This is a genomic window from Polynucleobacter bastaniensis (genome assembly GCF_018882205.1).
Lineage (GTDB): Bacteria > Pseudomonadota > Gammaproteobacteria > Burkholderiales > Burkholderiaceae > Polynucleobacter > Polynucleobacter bastaniensis.
The window spans coordinates 187,733-204,816 of record NZ_JACVOU010000001.1 but is presented as its reverse complement, the minus strand read 5'-3'; the positions used below and the strand labels follow the sequence as shown (position 1 = coordinate 204,816).

Below are 17,084 nucleotides of genomic sequence, written 5' to 3'. Positions count from 1 at the left end.
TTATCGGGCAATTGTCCTAGTAAGGGCTAGCCTCATTGGGCGGCCTGTTTTTAAAACGCTTATGAACCCAGTAGTACTCAGCTGGCCTGAGTCTAATTTCTTTTTCAAAAATGGTGTTGAGCCGCGCAGTATCGGCTTCAGGATCTTCGGTTGGGAAATTCTCAAGAGGTTTGCTAATAGTACAAATGTAGCCAGCCTCATCTTTCTTGAGGGTAGTGATCATCATGCAGACCTGCGCCCCTGTGATTTTAGCTAGACGCGATACAGCTGTGATCGTATTGGTTTGAATATTAAAAAAGGGAACGAAAGCAGAGTCTTTGAGGCCTAAATCAATATCAGGCGCAATGATGATGAAGCTCCCCTTGCGGATCTCTCGAATGAGTTCAAGCGAGTTTCCTTGGCGATCAATCGAATTTCCACCGAAGCGATTGCGCCATTCAACAATCTTCTTGTTAAAGAAGGGGCTTTTCATTCTTTGAAAAAAGCCAGAGGTACGAGGCCAACCTTTTTCCTTGGCAAGTGCGCTCAGAATAATGCTACCTTCAATGCCAATAAAATGCATGTTCACTAAAATGCGTGGCAGTCTATCATTTAGATCAACCTCCGAGCGAACCTCAATCATATCGGCAAGCTGTTTTTTGCTGCCCAGCCAAATAATGCTTTTTTCAACTAAGCTGCGGCCTAGTAGTCGCCAATGTTGCTTTCTAAGTTGATCAACTTCTGTTTCGCTTAGCTCAGGGAAACAGAGCTTCAAGTTTTTTTGAACCACGCGATTGCGATCATTAGGAATGTGAGCTGCTAGATAGCCTAAGCCATAGCCGACAGAGACTAAAGTCTTGTAGGGAAGCGACGCCAGAAATCTAAGGAGTGCTACCCCAGAATAGTTTGAAAAGTTTTTAAACAAAACTCAATTTATTCAGCGTCATAGCGAGATAATGATTTAGCGTAGCGCACATTCATTTCTTCGGTAGAGCTAATAGACATGCCTAAATCATTGACTAGGCCGGTCTCGAGACGGTAAGTCCATCCATGTACCGTGAGGTCTTGCCCTCTAGCCCACGCATCTTGAACAATAGTAGTTTCACAAACATTGACTACTTGTTCAATGACATTGAGCTCGCATAGGCGATCTTGACGTTTTGGAGATGGGATCACTTCGCCAAGATATCGTTCATGTTTTTGATGCACATCCTTCACATGACGTAACCAATTATCAGCAAGGCCAACCCGTTTATCAGTTAGGGCGGCATGGACGCCTGAGCAGCCGTAATGCCCCACCACCAAAATATGTTTGACCTTCAACAGGTCGATAGCAAACTGAATTACAGATAGGCAGTTCAGATCGGTATGGACCACCACGTTGGCAACATTACGATGAACAAAAAGTTCGCCAGGCAGCAGGTTTACGATATCGTTTGCGGGTACGCGACTGTCTGAACAACCAATCCATAAATATTCTGGCGCCTGCTGTGAAACTAGACGCTTAAAGAAATTAGCATCCTTGGCGATCATGGCTTCCGCCCATTCGCGATTATTGGCAAATAGCTGGTCTAAGGCGTTGGAGTTCTTCATAATCATGGTTTGAGTTTAAAGTACTTTAATGATGCCTATTTGGTTAAAGCAAACCCCCACTGGCATTGTTCTTCATTTGCATTGCCAGCCAGGCGCAAAGCTGACCAAGGTGGTTGGTCTGCATGATGGCTGTCTCAAGATATCTCTGCAGGCCCCTGCCCTCGAAAACAGGGCAAATGAAATGCTGCTGTCTTGGCTTTCTAGGCAATTGAGGGTGCCGCAAAAACAAATTCAGCTCTTGTCAGGACAAAGTAGCCGCGTCAAGAGAGTGGAAATCTGGGGCTCAATCACCCCAGAGCAGATTACAGAGGCCTTGAGCCCCTAAGGTTTACCAAAATATGGCGTACAGAATTCCTAAAATTAAAACCCATTTTCCGATGTAATACACGCTGCGATGTTTTGCTTTGAGTTTTTTGGCTTGCGCCCTGAGATGGTAAAAATACTTAAAGAGAACGTTTACAAATCCCACTCTCTCCCCTTCAACATTCTGGGAAGAGGCTGCGCTCATGACGTAACGCCCAAACCAGCGATTCAATAATTGCACCAATTTAGTGTGAACCGGCCGCTCTACATCGCAAAATAAGACAATGCGTTGGTGCTCTGTTTCGTTGGCCGCATAGTGGATATAAGTTTCATCAAACATCACTGGCTCACCATCTTTCCAGTAGTACCGCTCTCCATCCACATTAATAAAGCACTTGGGATCATTTGGGGTGACTAGGCCAATGTGATAGCGTAGTGAGCCCGCATAGGGGTCTCGGTGCCTTACTAGCGTTGCCCCGGGAGGCAGTGAGGCAAACATCGCCGCCTTGATTGAGGGGATTGATTTGAGGATGGCAACAGTTTTAGGGCATTGGAGCTGCGCTGACGGCATTTCTTTGCCATACCAATAGAGGTGAAAGCGTTTCCAGCCTGTGCGAAAAAAGGAATTAAATCCAATATCGTTATATCCCGTAGCGGCTGCTATGGCCCCATCCGCGTTCAAAGCGAGCGCTTCATCACGGATGATTTGCCAATGATCTTGCAGGGGCTTCATTTCGGGAAAGTCTGCAACTGGAATAAATGCCCCAGCCTTGGTTTTTGAAAACAAGTAGAGCAGGCAGTTAATTGGCGCTAAAAGTACTTGGTAGTCTGTTAAAGAGCGAACTAAGCCAAATCGCACCTTTCCTCTAGAGTAAACGTAGACAGCCGATACAACAAAGATCAGAAAAATAATGTGACGTATTTCCATGGAATATACCCATTAGCGTTAGTACCAACATTTTAATTTGTATGGAGCGCTATTTCACCCCTATTTTCATAATGAATATGCTCCAATGTTGATTGGGGTCATAGCAGGCCACCGGGAACGCACCTAATCAGTGCTGCAATGATGATTTGTTAAGGAAATTCACATGAATAGATTCGTAAAATGGCTTTTAAGCCTAATATTGATTGGCTTGGCTGGTTTGGCAGCCTATACTTGGATTATGTTCAATTGGAGCTACGGCAGTGGTGAGCGTGCTGGCTATGTGCAAAAGTTTTCCAACCGAGGCTATGTATGTAAAACCTGGGAAGGCGAGCTAGCTATGGTGTCCATGCCGGGAACCATGTCAGAAAAATTCCTCTTTACAGTGCGTGATGATGTTGTGGCACAAAAAATTAACGCTAATCTGGGCAAAAAAGTCGCCCTTAAATATGAGCAGCATATCGGATTGCCTACAAGCTGTTTTGGCGATACTGAGTATTTTGTATCTGATGTGACAGTTATAGAAGAGTAAAAAATAGGCAATAAAAAAATTTTGCTGTGACGCAACTTTATTTTTGTAATTTTTTGTGGTTAAAATCATGTAAGCGCAAGGTGCGCTGATATAAATATCTATAAGGAGCTTCACTTGAACAAAGCAGAACTAATCGCAGCGATTGCTGACGACGCTGAGATCTCAAAAGCCAAAGCTGAATTTGCATTGAATTCTGCTATTGAGCAAATCATTAAAGCTGTTACTAAAGGCGACTCAGTACAACTGATCGGTTTTGGTACTTTTTCTTCTGGTAAGCGCGCTGCACGTATGGGCCGTAACCCAAAAACTGGTGAGCCACTCAAAATTGCTGCTGCTAAAACTGTTAAGTTTTCTGCTGGTAAAGCATTTAAAGATTCAGTTAACAAGCGAAAGAAGTAATTCTTGCTTTGTTGATGAAAAAGCCTGGCATGCCAGGCTTTTTTGTTTCTAGGGTAAATGTAAAAAATTGGAACACATGCCTAAGCTCAAATCTTAGCTTTGTACCAAGCGTCGATGGCGATGAATACTCATCAAAATTCCAGCACCAAACCCCAGAGTCACTAAGGCAGTTCCTCCATAACTGATGAAAGGTAGTGGAACTCCAACCACGGGCAATAAACCACTCACCATACCGATGTTGACAAAGGCGTAGGTAAAGAAAATCAGTGTGACAGATGCGCCTAGCAGGCGAGTGAACAGATTCGGCGCACTAGCAGAGATGGCTAAGCCTCGTTTAATCAAAGCGAAGAAAAGTGCCAACATCACTAAGTTACCCAGCAAGCCAAACTCTTCCGAGAAAACAGCAAAGACAAAGTCGGTATGTTTTTCGGGAATAAATTCGAGATGGGCTTGCGTGCCCTGGAACCAGCCTTTACCAAAAAATCCACCTGAACCGATTGCAATCATCGACTGAATGGTATGAAAGCCTTTTCCAAGTGGGTCGCTACTCGGGTCGAGCAAAGTGCACACTCGATGTTTTTGGTAGTTATGAACTAGCGGCCACACAACATCTTGGGCGCAGATAGTACTGCCAAAAATAATGATGAGGATGATTCCAAATGCACCAATACCTATGAATGGGAGGATCCATTTCCACGGCAATCCAGCGAGAATGATTACATACATACCGGCAGCAAATACCAAGAGTGCAGTACCCAAGTCAGGTTGACGCGCAATGAGCAGCACTGGAATCCCAAGAATGATTGCTGCCACCCCATAGTCCCAAGACTTTTGAATGCCCTCCCGTTTTTGGAAGTACCAGGCCAACATGAGTGGCATTGCAATTTTCATGATCTCAGATGGTTGAATTACAAAACCAATATTGAGCCAACGTCTTGCACCTTTTTTAATTAACCCAAATATCGCGACTGCAATCAGCAGCGCAACTCCAATTCCATAAATCCATACTGCGGCCATCTCTAGCCACTTTGGTGGAATGCGAGAAACAGTCCACATCACCGCAAACGAAAGGACTAAGTTGCGCAACTCATCTTCAAAGCGAACGGGTGTATTTTGACTTGCGGATAAGAAGGTAATAAATCCAATGCCCGCTAAACCAAGCAGAATATAGCCTAGCTGGCGGTCTAGCCCGCTGAAAATGCTCAGGAATATTTGCTTTGCTTTGTTTATGGCGCTCTTTTCCATTCAGGAATCTCCTTTGGCCATTTACCTTCAAGATAAAAATCAAGTGCTTTACGCGCAATTGGCGCAGCATACTGTGCACCAAATCCTGCATTCTCAACAACCATCGCAATGACGATAGTGGGCTTTTCTGCAGGGGCAAAAGCAACGTACAAAGCATGATCGCGTAAAAATTCTGCTGTAGATCCGTGGTGATATTCTTTCGAATTCAAACTGAATACCTGCGCTGTTCCAGTCTTGCCGCCAACTTGGTATCCGGTACCTTTAAAAACGGATGCAGAGGTCCCAGAATTATTTACTTCGACCATCGCCTTCTTAACTATCTCAATATTCTCAGGCGCGAGATCAATTCGATAACTTTCCTTGGGTGTAGTCAGGGTGCGATTTCTTGTGAAGGGATCTTCAATTGCCTTTACTAAATGCGGCTTCATCACAATGCCGTTATTGGCTAAATTGGCCATGCCATGTGCTAGCTGCAAAATAGTAAATGCGTTATAGCCTTGACCAATGCCCAGAGAAATTGTTTCGCCTTCATACCATTTTTGTTGCTCTGGTTTTTTGAAGGTATTTTTCTTCCACTCGGTGGATGGCAGCACACCTTTTGATTCACCTTGTAGATCGATACCAGTAATTTGACCAAAGCCAAGTGGTTTCATGAAGTCATGCATCATGTTGACGCCCATATCACGTGCTAACAAGTAGTAGTAGGTATCACAAGACTCAACAATCGACTTTTGCATATCAACTATGCCGTGCCCACCTTTCTTGTCATCACGGAAGGTGTGGTTACCAAAATCAAAATAACCCGGGTCGGATATAGTTTGTGATGGCGTACGCTTTTTAGTTTCTAGAGCGGCGAGCGCCATAAATGGTTTATAGGTTGACCCCGGCGGATAAATTCCCTTAAGCGGGCGGTTATAGAGTGGTTTCTGTGGCGAGTCATTCAACTCTTTCCAGGTTAATGAGTCGATGCCCTCAACAAAGTCATTGGGATTAAAGTTAGGCTTAGAAACAAATGCCAAGATATCGCCAGTCTCAGGCTCAATCGCAACAAATGCACCCCGGAAATTTCCATAGAGTTGCTCAACTAAGTATTGCAGCTTGATATCAACCGAGAGCACCACATTTTTCCCTGGTACCGATGGTGAACTAGAAAGTGTGCGCACGGGTTTGCCGCCTGCAGTAATCTCCACCTCATCATATCCTGGCCTGCCTCGCAATACTGTTTCGTAACTTTGCTCTATGCCAATTTTCCCTACATAGTGAATGCCCGGCAGAAATGAAGTTTGTAGTGCATCAGGATCACCCGCTTTGGAGTTATCAATTTCAATTTGCATGCGCTCGATATCTTGCTTAGAGGCTCGCCCAATATAACCAATCAGATGCGAGGCTAGCTCGTTATAGGGGTACTCTCGAAAGCTTCGGGCACGTATTTCGACGCCTGGAAAGCGATAGCGATTAACCATAAAGCGGGCTGTTTCTACTTCGGTGAGCATCGATCTGAGGGGAAAGGTACCCATTTTGCGAGAATCTTCAAGTGAGCGCTTGAAATTTCTACGATCTCTGGGGGAAATCAACACAATTTGAGAGAGCTCATCGATCAGCTCATCAACATTGCCTTTAACTTCTTCGGCATTTACATCTAAGGTCAATGCTGAATAGTTTCTGCCAATAACGATTCCATTGCGGTCTATTAAAAGACCGCGATTTGCTGGTGCGGGAACTAATGCGATTCTATTGCTTTCTGCCAGCAGGGCGTATTTGCTATGACTCACTAGTTGCAGCCACACCAATCTCGTGACTAATAACAAGAAACAGAAGGTGACAAATAGGGTCGCAATATGAATGCGCTCTTGAAACGAGTCGAGATCTGGTTTTTTAAAAGAAACCATGTAATTTTTTAAAGCGGACGATTATGATCAACATCAATAGGGCGACGTTGAGGCGATAGCAAGATGCGTGTTGCTAAGGGCCACAGCATTCCCTCAATCAGCGCTTGAATGGCACCGGTGAGCGCCCCCCAATAGACTTCACCACTTAAGAACCAATGGGCGAGTACCGGGAATAATGAAACCAGCAGGAAGATAGGCAGCAAATGCATTGCTTGGGTGACGGCACTTAATGCAACGATTCGTCGGTGCCAAGAGATGGCTAAATAAGCCACCAATGAGTAGCTAAAAGCGTTAAGGCCTAACAAGTCAGAGTTATGAACATCCATCAACAAGCCAAGAATAAATGCAATTATTACGCCAACGTAGCGATGCTGGTGGATATTCCAAAATATGATGCAAATAATTAGCCAGTCTGGCACCCAGCCGTAATTTCCAATGGGTAAAAGATTTAGTAGTAGTGCGCAAAACAAGCTGAAATAAATAAAAACCGCATTTACTGGACGAAGAATATAGCCGCTTTGAAAGTCGATCATTGCATGCCTCGCGCGCGAGTTTGGCGACGCCCTAGAGTATTGGTCAGCGGTGCATCAGGCTTGCTGTTTGCAGTAGATGCTTTGGCATCCCATTGCGGATCGTAAAGTAATGCTAGAGCCTGTCGGTAGCGGTTTGCCGGTGCAACTGGCACACAAAAGACGTTAGAAGAATTTTTATCGGCATTTCGTTCAATGCGACTAATCACAGCTACTGCAAAGCCAGGGGGGTAAACGCCATCAATGCCTGAGGTAATCAACACATCGCCTACTTCTAAGTCGCTGGCCACCGGAAGGTAGCGCAGTTCAAGAGGGTTGCCACGCCCTACCCCAAAAACGGCCGCTCTTAAGCCATTACGTGCAATTTGTACGGGCACCGCAAAGTCACGATCCTCTAATAGAGACACTTCTGCAGAGTGATCGTAGACGCGTATTACTTGACCCAAGATGCCCGAATCACTTGCAATGGGATTGCCCAGCTTGAGACCGTCCTTACTGCCACGATTAATCACAATGCGCTGAGAAATTGGATTAGGTGGATTAAATAGAATTTCGACTGGTAATGTTTCGAATTGAACCTGCTTTTGCAAATCCATCAGCTGCCGTAGATTTTGGTTCTCTATCAGCAGAAACTCAGATTGATTGGCAAGCAAAGAGAGCTCCGCTTGCCGGATTTTCATTTTTTGATTTTCTATTTCTAGAGTTCCGCGACTAGTGAAGTATTCTGATGTCGCCTCAAAGACATTGCGCGGCATCATCATCACATACTCTAGTGGACGCAATAACCAATTGACGTTATTGCGAATGGGGTCTAGTGCCTTAAAACGAAAATCGATCAACATCAATGCGATGCTGATCGAAAGACAGACAATTAGTTTAACTAAAGCCGGAACGCCTTGTCTGAAAAGAGGTGGAGCGCTATGTTGCAATTCCCTAATCGACGCTTAAGTCAATTACTCTTGTGAGAATACGCCACCCAGCTTGTCCATGCGCTCTAATGCAATACCGCAACCACGAGCGACGCAAGTGAGAGGATCTTCAGCAACATGAATTGGAAGACCAGTTTCTTCTAGTAATAGGCGATCAAGGTCGCGTAATAGTGCGCCACCACCAGTTAGCATCATGCCACGCTCAGCAATATCTGATGCGAGCTCGGGAGGAATCTGTTCGAGAGCGGCTTTTACAGCAGTAACGATTTGATTCAATGGATCGGTTAATGCTTCCAAAATCTCATTGCTGGTAACAGTAAAGCTACGTGGAATACCTTCGGAAAGGTTACGACCTTTCACTTCCATCTCGCGTACTTCAGCCCCAGGAAAGGCAGAGCCGATCGTTTTTTTAATTAACTCAGCGGTTTGTTCCCCAATCAACATGCCGTAGTTACGACGAATGTAGTTTGTGATGGCTTCATCAAACTTATCGCCGCCTACCCGAACTGAACCCTTGTAAACCATGCCGCCAAGTGACATCACGCCAACTTCAGTTGTGCCGCCGCCAATATCAACGACCATAGAACCTGCCGCCTCAGAGACTGGCAGACCTGCGCCAATTGCAGCAGCCATGGGCTCTTCGATTAAAAATACTTGTGAGGCACCTGCACCTAGTGCAGATTCGCGAATAGCGCGACGCTCAACTTGGGTAGAGCCGCAAGGAACGCAAATAATGATACGCGGGCTTGGCTTGAGCAGCTTACTCTCATGTACCATTTTGATAAATTGCTTGAGCATCTGCTCAGTAATGGTGAAGTCGGCAATAACACCGTCTTTCATTGGGCGAATAGCCTCAATATTTCCAGGAACCCGTCCCAGCATGGCTTTTGCTTCTTTTCCAACTGCCAAAATGGTTTTTTTGCCATTTGGGCCGCCTTCAGTACGAATTGCCACAACTGAGGGTTCATCAAGCACAATACCCCGTTCACGCATGTAAATTAAGGTGTTGGCGGTGCCTAGGTCGATGGCTAGGTCATTAGAAAAGTAGCTGCGAAAAAAACCAAACATGATGTAGTGGGAAAATAAGTAAGTGTTAAAAAATATATTTATGAATGATACCCTAGCGCCCCATGAAACTGAATGATGTCCAGCGCATTGCGCACCTTTCCAGCCTTGACTTAAGTCAGGCAGAAGCCGAGGCGGTATTGCCTCAATTACAGGCCGTATTTGCTTTAGTTGAGGAGATGCAGGCTGTTGATACGAGTGGTCTCGCTCCTTTGGCCCACCCCATCCTCTTTTTGCGTGATTTAGCGCAACCTTTGCGAAGTGACACGGTGACCGAAGTAGATCATCGCGCTGAAAACATGCAATCTGCCCCCGCAGAGCGGGATGGCTACTTTTTAGTCCCAAGGGTGATCGAATGAGCTGGCATCAAATTCCTGTTGCATTGATGTCTAAAGCATTGGCAGCTAAAGAGGTCTCCAGCGTTGAGTTGACGCAGTACTTTCTGAGCCGGATTGAGGTCGGAAAACATTGGAATGCATATCTTGATGTAAGTGCTCACTTAAGTTTAAATCAAGCTTCCAAAGCAGATAAAATTATTGCCTCTGGTAAGGCTGGAAAGTTAACGGGCGTACCGGTTGCCCACAAGGACGTCTTCGTAACACGTGGCTGGAAGTCGACAGCAGCCTCCAAAATGCTCGAGGGTTACCACAGCCCATTTGATGCGACAGTGGTATCAAATCTCGGGATTCCGGATGAGCTGAACCCATATGGAGCTGGCATGGTTTGCCTTGGCAAGACCAATATGGATGAGTTCGCCATGGGCTCCTCTAATGAAAATTCAGCCTATGGTCCAGTTTTAAATCCTTGGAATTCAGAATATGTTGCTGGAGGCTCATCTGGAGGATCTGCAGCGGCAGTAGCAGCCGGGTTAGCTCCAATTGCGACAGGTACAGATACTGGTGGCTCCATTCGTCAGCCAGCGGCTTTTTGCGGATTAACCGGCATCAAGCCTAGTTATGGGCGCGTATCTCGCTACGGAATGATTGCATACGCCTCATCTTTGGATCAGGCTGGCCCTATGGGGAAGACCGCAGAAGACTGTGCTTTATTGCTAACAGCAATGTCTTCCCATGATCCACGCGACTCCACCTCACTGGCAGATTCTGGAGAGGACTACGGTCGCTACCTCACACAGTCTTGGAAAGACGGCGGTATAAACACTGCAAAACCACTGGAGGGATTACGAGTTGGCCTGCCAAAAGAATTCTTTGCAGAAGGCCTTGCTCCAGAAGTAGCCAATGCAGTCAATGCTGCTGCAAAAGACTTGCAGGATTTAGGCGCGGAGTTGTTGGAGGTTAGCCTGCCCAAAACTAAGTTATCCATTCCGGTCTATTACGTTTTAGCTCCAGCCGAAGCCTCCAGTAATTTGAGTCGCTTTGATGGCGTGCGCTATGGACACCGTGCCAATGAATATCGCGACTTATCTGACATGTATAAGAAATCGCGCACCGAAGGTTTTGGTGCGGAAGTAAAGCGTCGAATCTTAGTTGGAACTTATGTGCTTTGTCATGGCTATTACGATGCATATTATTTGCAGGCGCAAAAAATTCGCCGCATCATTGCAGCCGACTTTCAGACAGCATTTGAAAAATGCGATGTGATCTTGGGGCCTGTAGCCCCTGATGTAGCCTGGCGCTTAGGTGAAAAATCAAAAGATCCTGTGCAGATGTATTTAGAAGATATTTACACGCTCTCAACTAACTTAGCAGGGTTACCGGCGATGAGTGTTCCTTGCGGATTTAATTCAAGTAATTTGCCAATTGGCATGCAGTTAATAGGAAACTATTTTTCTGAGGCGCACTTACTCCAAGTGGCACACCAATATCAGCAAAATAGTGACTGGCATTTGCGTCAAGCAAGCGAGGTGGCATGATGCAATGGGAAATCGTGATCGGTCTAGAGACCCATGCGCAGCTACAAACACAATCTAAAATATTTAGCGGGGCGAGTACGCGTTTTGGCGCAAGCCCCAATACGCAAGCCTGTGCAGTTGACTTAGCTTTGCCTGGAGTATTGCCAGTATTAAATCGTCAAGCAGTTGAGCATGCCATTCGTTTTGGTTTAGCAGTCAACGCCAAGATTTCGCCAGCAAGTATTTTCGCTCGCAAAAATTATTTCTATCCTGACTTGCCAAAGGGTTACCAGATAAGCCAGATGGATCTTCCTGTAGTCGTTGGTGGACATCTGGAAATATTGGTTGGCGATGAAGTCAAGGTAGTGGAACTCACCCGCGCCCACATGGAAGAAGATGCCGGAAAGTCGGTTCACGAAGAAGGCTTCTTAGGTCCGCACGGCGAGGCGTCCAGCGGTATAGACTTAAATCGCGCTGGTACCCCATTGCTGGAAATTGTGACTGAGCCAGTAATGCGCAGCGCTGCGGAAGCAGTTGCCTATGCAAAAGCACTTCATACCCTGGTTGTTTGGCTTGGGGTATGTGACGGCAATATGCAAGAAGGCTCTTTCCGTTGCGATGCCAATGTATCCGTTCGCCCTGTAGGCCAGAAAGAATTTGGTACCCGTTGCGAAATTAAGAACTTAAATTCCTTCCGCTTTTTGGAAGAGGCAATTCAATACGAGGTACGTCGCCAAATTGAGTTGATTGAGGATGGTGGCAAAGTTGTTCAAGAAACCCGCCTTTACGATCCCGATCGTCAAGAGACTCGCAGTATGCGAAGCAAAGAAGATGCAAATGACTATCGCTATTTCCCGGACCCAGATTTATTGCCAGTAGTGATTGATGACGCCTGGATTGCTGCTGTGCGCAGCAAGATGCCAGCTTTACCGGCACAGCTTCGTGAGCAGTGGCAAAGTGAATTCGGCTTAAGCGCCTACGATACACAATTACTCACGCAAGATCGTGACACTGCCAAAGTATTTGGAGAGCTACTTGCGATTGTTGGCAAGTCTTTGGCAAAGGCTGCAGCGAACCTGATTGCAGGTGAGTTTGCTTCATCACTCAATCGCGCTGGTATTGTTACTGCAGATGCACCATTAAAAGCTGAACATTTAGCGCCACTATTAACTCGCGTAGCCGATGGCACAATTTCTAACAAGATTGCAAAAGATATCTTCGCAATTTTGTGGGAAGAGGCTATCGCAGGCCAAAAAATGAGTACTGTTGATCAAGTGATTGATGGCAAAGGTTTGAAGCAGATTAGCGATAGTGGTGAACTTGAGGCCATGATCGATACCGTGTTGGCGGCCAATGAGAGGTCAGTTGAAGAGTTCCGCTCTGGCAAGGAAAAAGCATTTAATGCTTTGGTAGGGCAGATTATGAAGGCCTCGCAGGGCAAGGCTAATCCAGGGCAAGTGAATGAGCTTCTGCGTAAAAAACTGAGCTAAAAAAATTAAATTAAAAAATAAGCGAGAAAAAGACAGATGAGCGCGATCGATCCTAAGCAGGCCGAACAAGAAGAATTGGTGGCAGAGTGGTTACGCGCTACCCCAGGTTTTTTTGAGCGCTATGCCAATCTCTTAAATGAAATTCGTTTAAAGCATCCCCACGAGGATCGTGCGATCTCCTTGCAAGAGCGCCAGATGACCTTGTTGCGTACACAGAATCAAGAGCTCAATCGTCGCCTAAGTGAAATGCTGCACTTTGGCAGTCGCAATGACAAAACCCAGCAAAGCTTAGTGGCTTGGTTATTGCGTTTAATGCGCGCTAACACCAAGAAGGATGTGGAGTCTGCAGTGACCGCAGGTTTGGCAGAAGTGTTTGAAGTCGAGTCGGCACAACTCTTGTCACCCAATACAGCATTTGGCCCATGGATTGATACGCCGCTATGCGGTTCTGCTAAAGAGCTAGCTGCAGCGAGCGTAGATTTATTGGCAACTCAAGTGACTATCGATTCTGAGTGGCAAAGCATGGTAGCTATTGGTCTGCCATTAGGTAAAAGTATTGGCGTAGCGCAATCGCCAGCAGTACTTTTATTAGCAAGCAAAGACGAATTCCGTTTTACTGCTGATATGGGCGCGTTCTATTTGCGTCAGATTGCTGAACTTACTGCTGCAGCTTTGGATCGTATCCAGGCTTATGAGCCAAGCACCAGCTGATCTGCACCCCTTAGTGCAGGAGTACTTGCATGAGCTGCATGTATTAAGGCAGCTCTCACCACATACGCTTAAAGCTTACCGCATGGATCTTGGTGAGTTACAGACATTAGCAACAGATGATGCCGTCGAGTTGTTAAAGGTTACCAATGCTCATGTACGTCGCTGGGCTGGTCGCTTGCACTCGAAAGGGAAGTCATCTCGCACGATTGCAAGAGCGCTATCTGCTTGGCGTGGCTGGTACGACTGGCTGACTGAAAAAGATGCACGACGTGATGCGCAGGCAGGCAGGATTACCGCAAATCTAGTTGCCAATCCTGTTGATGATGTGAAGGCTCCCAAACGCCCGAAGTCTTTACCAAAAGCCCTTTCAGTCGAGCAGGCACTCTCTTTAGTCAATCAAGCAGTCAAGGAGGCTGAAGAAAAAAAGGATCTAGAGACTGTGCGTGATGCCGCGATCATTGATTTGTTGTATTCCTCTGGCCTGCGTTTATCTGAGCTTTTAGGTATTGATGTGATGCAAAGCAAGGATCGTCAGCATGAGTCTGCTGGCTGGCTGGATTGGGATGCTGCAGAAGTAACGGTTTTGGGTAAGGGTGGTAAACGTCGCTCAGTTCCGATTGGTGGACCAGCAATGCAATCCCTCAAAGTCTGGCGTGCTACTCGAGAATTGCTTGAGCAGGCAGATGTATCAATGGCTTTATTTATCTCCGCTACGGGCGCACGTTTATCTCCCCGCACTGTTCAGGCGCGCTTACGTACCTTAGCCATGCGGGCAGGCCTTCCCACCCACGTGCATCCGCATATGATGCGCCATAGCTTTGCTAGCCATGTATTGCAGTCTTCTCAGGATTTGAGGGCGGTGCAGGAGATGTTGGGTCACGCCAGCATCGCCAGCACCCAGATTTACACCTCTTTAGACTTCCAGCATCTGGCACAGGCATATGACAAGGCGCATCCCCGTGCGAAAGCTGGCAAAGCTTGAAGAACTCGGTAAGATAGAAAGGTTTCCCGATTGGGGAATGCATTTATAGATTTTGATAGGATCAAAGATGGCGTTAATTCCGGTAACAATTCTTACAGGCTTTTTAGGTAGCGGCAAAACTACTTTGCTCAAATATATTCTGACTGAGCAACACGGCAAAAAAATTGCCGTGATTGAAAACGAGTTTGGCGAAGAAAATATCGATAACGACATCTTGGTTCAAGACAATCAAGAGAACATTGTGCAAATGAGCAATGGTTGTATTTGCTGCACAATTCGTGGAGATCTGGTTGAAGCCCTGAATGAGCTTTGGGAGCAACGTCGGGATAAGAAAATTAGCTTTGAGCGCGTGGTTATTGAAACTACTGGAGTGGCTAATCCAGGGCCGGTGGCTCAAACTTTCTTTATGGACGATGACGTAGCCGACCACTATGTTCTGGATGCCGTAGTCACTTTGGTGGATGCCAAGCATGGCCCACAACAACTAACTGAACATGAAGAGGCGCAGCGCCAAGTGGGCTTTGCAGATCAAATCTTCATCACTAAGACGGATTTAGTAACGCCTGCCGAGGTGGATGCCTTGCGCAATCGCCTAATGCATATGAACCCCCGCGCCCCAATTCAGGGAATTTCTAAAGGAGTCGTTCCTTTGGATGCCGTCTTGGATCTCAAGGGTTTTAACTTGAACGCGAAGCTCGATATTGATCCTCATTTTCTAGGGCAAGACGATCATGATCACGCTGCTTGTGGCCATGACCACAGTCATGACCATCACGACCATAGTCACGGTCACCATGATCACGCGGGCCATACAGACCGCATCCAATCCTTCGTTTTTCGTAGTGATAAACCCTTTGACCATAAAAAATTAGAGGACTTCCTAGGGGGTATTTTGGAGGTCTTCGGGGAGAAGATGTTGCGCTACAAAGGCGTCCTCTATGTAAAGGGTAGCAATCGAAAAGTCGTGTTCCAGGGCGTCCATCAGATGATGGGTAGTGATATGGCTGGTTTATGGGGTGCTGAACCCAAGCAAACCCGCATGGTTTTTATCGGGATAGATTTGCCCAAAGATACCCTGCTGGCTGGGCTTGAGGGCTGTTTAGTCTAGGAAATTTACAGTACAATCCGCCGCCACAGCCAATATTGATAAATATTGGCTAAAGGGTAATAAAACTTTGGCAGAATGAAGTAATAATGATTTAGATCCATGGAAAGAATGAAATGACGGTAAAAACACCAACGAAATCTTCGGCTGCAGCAAAAGCCCCAAGTAAAGCGGCAAGCGCAAAAGTTGCCAAAGGTGCGCCTCTAACAGAAGCTGAGTTACTCAAGATGTCCGAAAAGGACTATATGAATGCCGGCCAGTTAGATTTTTTCCGTCAGAAGTTGTTGACCCTAAAGGGTGACATTCTGAAGAATGCTTCGGAGACAACAGAGCATTTACGTGAAAACATTTTGGTTCCTGATCCAGCTGATCGTGCAACGATTGAAGAAGAGCATGCTCTTGAGTTGCGCACACGTGATCGTGAGCGCAAGCTATTGAAAAAAGTTGAGCAGGCTTTAGCCCGAATTGAATCTGGTGATTACGGTTGGTGTGAGGAGACCGGTGAGCCGATCGGCCTGAACCGTCTTATTGCGCGCCCAACAGCCAATCTCTCTCTAGAGGCGCAAGAGCGCCGTGAGCTGCGTCAAAAGTTGTTTGGCGATTAATTTACTAGACCGAATACAAAAGCAGCAATGACAACGCAATCCCCATCTATTAGTGACATCTCTCCTTTACTAAAGGCGGAGATTTTGGCTGAGGCCTTGCCCTACATTCGGACTTATCACGGTAAGACTATTGTGATTAAGTACGGTGGAAATGCGATGGTCGAAGAGCGCCTGAAAGAAAGCTTTGCACGCGATGTCATTTTGCTGAAGCTGGTTGGCATGAACCCGGTGGTGGTTCATGGCGGCGGCCCACAAATTGATGAGGCTCTCAAGAAGATTGGTAAGACCGGTACCTTTATTCAAGGTATGCGCGTGACCGATGAAGAGACCATGGAAGTGGTTGAGTGGGTTCTCGGCGGCGAAGTGCAGCAAGACATTGTGATGCTGATTAATCACTTTGGCGGTCAAGCAGTTGGTTTAACTGGCAAAGACGGTGGCTTGATTCGTGCAAAAAAGATGCTGGTTGCCGACGAAAAGAAGCCTGGCGAAACTATTGATTTAGGTTTTGTTGGTGAGATTGAGGCGATTAATCCTGCAGTTGTAAAAGCATTGCAGGATGATGCCTTTATTCCGGTGATCTCTCCCATTGGATTTAGTGAAGAAGGTCAGGCCTACAATATTAATGCTGACTTAGTAGCTGGCAAGATGGCGGAAATTTTGCATGCAGAGAAATTAGTCATGATGACTAACATTCCTGGTGTGATGGATAAAAGCGGTAATCTTTTGACCGACCTGACTGCCCGTGAAATTGATGGCTTATTTGCTGACGGTACTATTTCTGGTGGTATGTTGCCAAAGATTTCTTCTGCATTAGACGCGGCAAAGAGTGGTGTAAATTCAGTGCACATTATTGATGGACGAATTGAGCACTCCTTATTGTTAGAGATTCTGACAGAGCAAGCATTCGGCACGATGATTCGTTCCCGCTAATAGCTGAACAAGAGATATAA

19 protein-coding genes are annotated in these 17,084 nt (G+C 46.2%); 11 read left to right on the top strand and 8 right to left on the bottom strand.

Annotated elements, in window-relative coordinates:
* Positions 1-16 precede the first annotated feature (16 nt).
* Complete coding sequence (locus ICN22_RS01070; protein WP_216168482.1) at positions 17-904, bottom strand: LpxL/LpxP family acyltransferase; 888 nt, start codon at positions 902-904, stop codon at positions 17-19.
* A gap of 8 nt (positions 905-912) precedes the next feature.
* The gene (gene can / locus ICN22_RS01065) at positions 913-1,578 is read right to left on the bottom strand and encodes a carbonate dehydratase (RefSeq protein WP_216168481.1); all 666 of its coding nucleotides are present in this window, start codon (positions 1,576-1,578) and stop codon (positions 913-915) included.
* A 22-nt stretch (positions 1,579-1,600) separates the two neighbouring features.
* Between can and ICN22_RS01060 the strand changes: the two genes are divergently transcribed.
* A complete protein-coding gene (locus ICN22_RS01060; protein WP_216168480.1) occupies positions 1,601-1,897 on the top strand; it encodes a DUF167 domain-containing protein in 297 nt (98 codons plus the stop codon).
* A gap of 3 nt (positions 1,898-1,900) precedes the next feature.
* Here the strand turns inward: ICN22_RS01060 and ICN22_RS01055 are convergent, their stop codons facing one another.
* On the bottom strand, positions 1,901-2,797 hold the full coding sequence (locus ICN22_RS01055) for an aspartyl/asparaginyl beta-hydroxylase domain-containing protein (protein ID WP_216168804.1): 897 nt from the start codon (positions 2,795-2,797) through the stop codon (positions 1,901-1,903).
* Positions 2,798-2,966: 169 nt separating this feature from the next.
* Here ICN22_RS01055 and ICN22_RS01050 point away from each other — a divergent pair, with 169 nt between their 5' ends.
* Together ICN22_RS01050 and ICN22_RS01045 are read left to right on the top strand one after the other, a co-directional pair.
* Entirely contained in the window at positions 2,967-3,332 is a 366-nt protein-coding gene (locus ICN22_RS01050) for a DUF8785 domain-containing protein (RefSeq protein WP_216168479.1), read from the top strand.
* Positions 3,333-3,446: 114 nt separating this feature from the next.
* Positions 3,447-3,731 carry an HU family DNA-binding protein gene (locus ICN22_RS01045; protein ID WP_046330979.1) on the top strand — a complete coding sequence of 95 codons (285 nt, stop codon included), beginning with the start codon at positions 3,447-3,449 and terminating at the stop codon, positions 3,729-3,731.
* A gap of 93 nt (positions 3,732-3,824) precedes the next feature.
* Here the strand turns inward: ICN22_RS01045 and rodA are convergent, their stop codons facing one another.
* Genes rodA through ICN22_RS01020 form a run of 5 tightly spaced genes read right to left on the bottom strand, consistent with a single transcriptional unit; the run spans position 3,825 to position 9,392 of the window.
* On the bottom strand, positions 3,825-4,976 hold the full coding sequence (rodA, locus tag ICN22_RS01040) for a rod shape-determining protein RodA (RefSeq protein ID WP_216168478.1): 1,152 nt from the start codon (positions 4,974-4,976) through the stop codon (positions 3,825-3,827).
* The gene (mrdA, locus tag ICN22_RS01035) at positions 4,958-6,865 is read right to left on the bottom strand and encodes a penicillin-binding protein 2 (RefSeq protein WP_216168477.1); all 1,908 of its coding nucleotides are present in this window, start codon (positions 6,863-6,865) and stop codon (positions 4,958-4,960) included. The genes rodA and mrdA overlap by 19 nt, the downstream gene beginning before the upstream one ends.
* Before the next feature lie 8 nt (positions 6,866-6,873).
* Positions 6,874-7,398, bottom strand: a complete 525-nt coding sequence (gene mreD, locus ICN22_RS01030; RefSeq protein WP_216168476.1) for a rod shape-determining protein MreD — start codon at positions 7,396-7,398, stop codon at positions 6,874-6,876.
* Positions 7,395-8,324 (bottom strand): rod shape-determining protein MreC, encoded by a 930-nt coding sequence (mreC, locus tag ICN22_RS01025; RefSeq protein WP_216168475.1) that lies wholly within the window; start codon positions 8,322-8,324, stop codon positions 7,395-7,397. The genes mreD and mreC overlap by 4 nt, the downstream gene beginning before the upstream one ends.
* A gap of 24 nt (positions 8,325-8,348) precedes the next feature.
* A complete protein-coding gene (locus ICN22_RS01020; RefSeq protein ID WP_046330974.1) occupies positions 8,349-9,392 on the bottom strand; it encodes a rod shape-determining protein in 1,044 nt (347 codons plus the stop codon).
* A 62-nt stretch (positions 9,393-9,454) separates the two neighbouring features.
* Between ICN22_RS01020 and gatC the strand changes: the two genes are divergently transcribed.
* The 8 genes from gatC (at position 9,455) to argB (ending at position 17,064) form a co-directional block, all read left to right on the top strand.
* Positions 9,455-9,748: an Asp-tRNA(Asn)/Glu-tRNA(Gln) amidotransferase subunit GatC gene (gatC, locus tag ICN22_RS01015; RefSeq protein ID WP_215305535.1), complete on the top strand. Its 294-nt coding sequence runs from the start codon at positions 9,455-9,457 to the stop codon at positions 9,746-9,748.
* On the top strand, positions 9,745-11,262 hold the full coding sequence (gatA, locus tag ICN22_RS01010; RefSeq protein WP_216168474.1) for an Asp-tRNA(Asn)/Glu-tRNA(Gln) amidotransferase subunit GatA: 1,518 nt from the start codon (positions 9,745-9,747) through the stop codon (positions 11,260-11,262). The genes gatC and gatA overlap by 4 nt, the downstream gene beginning before the upstream one ends.
* Positions 11,262-12,731, top strand: a complete 1,470-nt coding sequence (gatB, locus tag ICN22_RS01005) for an Asp-tRNA(Asn)/Glu-tRNA(Gln) amidotransferase subunit GatB (RefSeq protein WP_216168803.1) — start codon at positions 11,262-11,264, stop codon at positions 12,729-12,731. The genes gatA and gatB overlap by 1 nt, the downstream gene beginning before the upstream one ends.
* 36 nt (positions 12,732-12,767) lie before the next feature.
* Positions 12,768-13,442, top strand: a complete 675-nt coding sequence (locus ICN22_RS01000) for a DUF484 family protein (protein ID WP_216168473.1) — start codon at positions 12,768-12,770, stop codon at positions 13,440-13,442.
* Positions 13,423-14,424, top strand: a complete 1,002-nt coding sequence (locus tag ICN22_RS00995; protein ID WP_216168472.1) for a tyrosine recombinase XerC — start codon at positions 13,423-13,425, stop codon at positions 14,422-14,424. Before ICN22_RS01000 ends, ICN22_RS00995 begins: the two co-directional genes overlap by 20 nt.
* A gap of 67 nt (positions 14,425-14,491) precedes the next feature.
* Complete coding sequence (locus ICN22_RS00990; RefSeq protein ID WP_216168471.1) at positions 14,492-15,532, top strand: CobW family GTP-binding protein; 1,041 nt, start codon at positions 14,492-14,494, stop codon at positions 15,530-15,532.
* A 224-nt stretch (positions 15,533-15,756) separates the two neighbouring features.
* Positions 15,757-16,134, top strand: a complete 378-nt coding sequence (gene dksA / locus ICN22_RS00985; protein ID WP_046331310.1) for an RNA polymerase-binding protein DksA — start codon at positions 15,757-15,759, stop codon at positions 16,132-16,134.
* A 27-nt stretch (positions 16,135-16,161) separates the two neighbouring features.
* Entirely contained in the window at positions 16,162-17,064 is a 903-nt protein-coding gene (argB, locus tag ICN22_RS00980; RefSeq protein ID WP_216168470.1) for an acetylglutamate kinase, read from the top strand.
* Positions 17,065-17,084: the final 20 nt, after the last annotated feature.

Excerpts from the sequence above, each read along its gene's own strand:
- ICN22_RS01020 (WP_046330974.1), bottom strand. The coding sequence starts at position 9,392 with ATGTTTGGTTTTTTTCGCAGCTACTTTTCTAATGACCTAGCCATCGAC.
- rodA (WP_216168478.1), bottom strand. The coding sequence starts at position 4,976 with ATGGAAAAGAGCGCCATAAACAAAGCAAAGCAAATATTCCTGAGCATT.
- ICN22_RS01000 (WP_216168473.1), top strand. The coding sequence starts at position 12,768 with ATGAGCGCGATCGATCCTAAGCAGGCCGAACAAGAAGAATTGGTGGCA.
- ICN22_RS00990 (WP_216168471.1), top strand. The coding sequence starts at position 14,492 with ATGGCGTTAATTCCGGTAACAATTCTTACAGGCTTTTTAGGTAGCGGC.
- ICN22_RS01060 (WP_216168480.1), top strand. The coding sequence starts at position 1,601 with ATGATGCCTATTTGGTTAAAGCAAACCCCCACTGGCATTGTTCTTCAT.
- gatB (WP_216168803.1), top strand. The coding sequence starts at position 11,262 with ATGCAATGGGAAATCGTGATCGGTCTAGAGACCCATGCGCAGCTACAA.
- argB (WP_216168470.1), top strand. The coding sequence starts at position 16,162 with ATGACAACGCAATCCCCATCTATTAGTGACATCTCTCCTTTACTAAAG.
- ICN22_RS01050 (WP_216168479.1), top strand. The coding sequence starts at position 2,967 with ATGAATAGATTCGTAAAATGGCTTTTAAGCCTAATATTGATTGGCTTG.
- gatC (WP_215305535.1), top strand. The coding sequence starts at position 9,455 with ATGAAACTGAATGATGTCCAGCGCATTGCGCACCTTTCCAGCCTTGAC.
- dksA (WP_046331310.1), top strand. The coding sequence starts at position 15,757 with ATGTCCGAAAAGGACTATATGAATGCCGGCCAGTTAGATTTTTTCCGT.
- gatA (WP_216168474.1), top strand. The coding sequence starts at position 9,745 with ATGAGCTGGCATCAAATTCCTGTTGCATTGATGTCTAAAGCATTGGCA.
- mreD (WP_216168476.1), bottom strand. The coding sequence starts at position 7,398 with ATGATCGACTTTCAAAGCGGCTATATTCTTCGTCCAGTAAATGCGGTT.
- mrdA (WP_216168477.1), bottom strand. The coding sequence starts at position 6,865 with ATGGTTTCTTTTAAAAAACCAGATCTCGACTCGTTTCAAGAGCGCATT.
- can (WP_216168481.1), bottom strand. The coding sequence starts at position 1,578 with ATGATTATGAAGAACTCCAACGCCTTAGACCAGCTATTTGCCAATAAT.
- ICN22_RS00995 (WP_216168472.1), top strand. The coding sequence starts at position 13,423 with ATGAGCCAAGCACCAGCTGATCTGCACCCCTTAGTGCAGGAGTACTTG.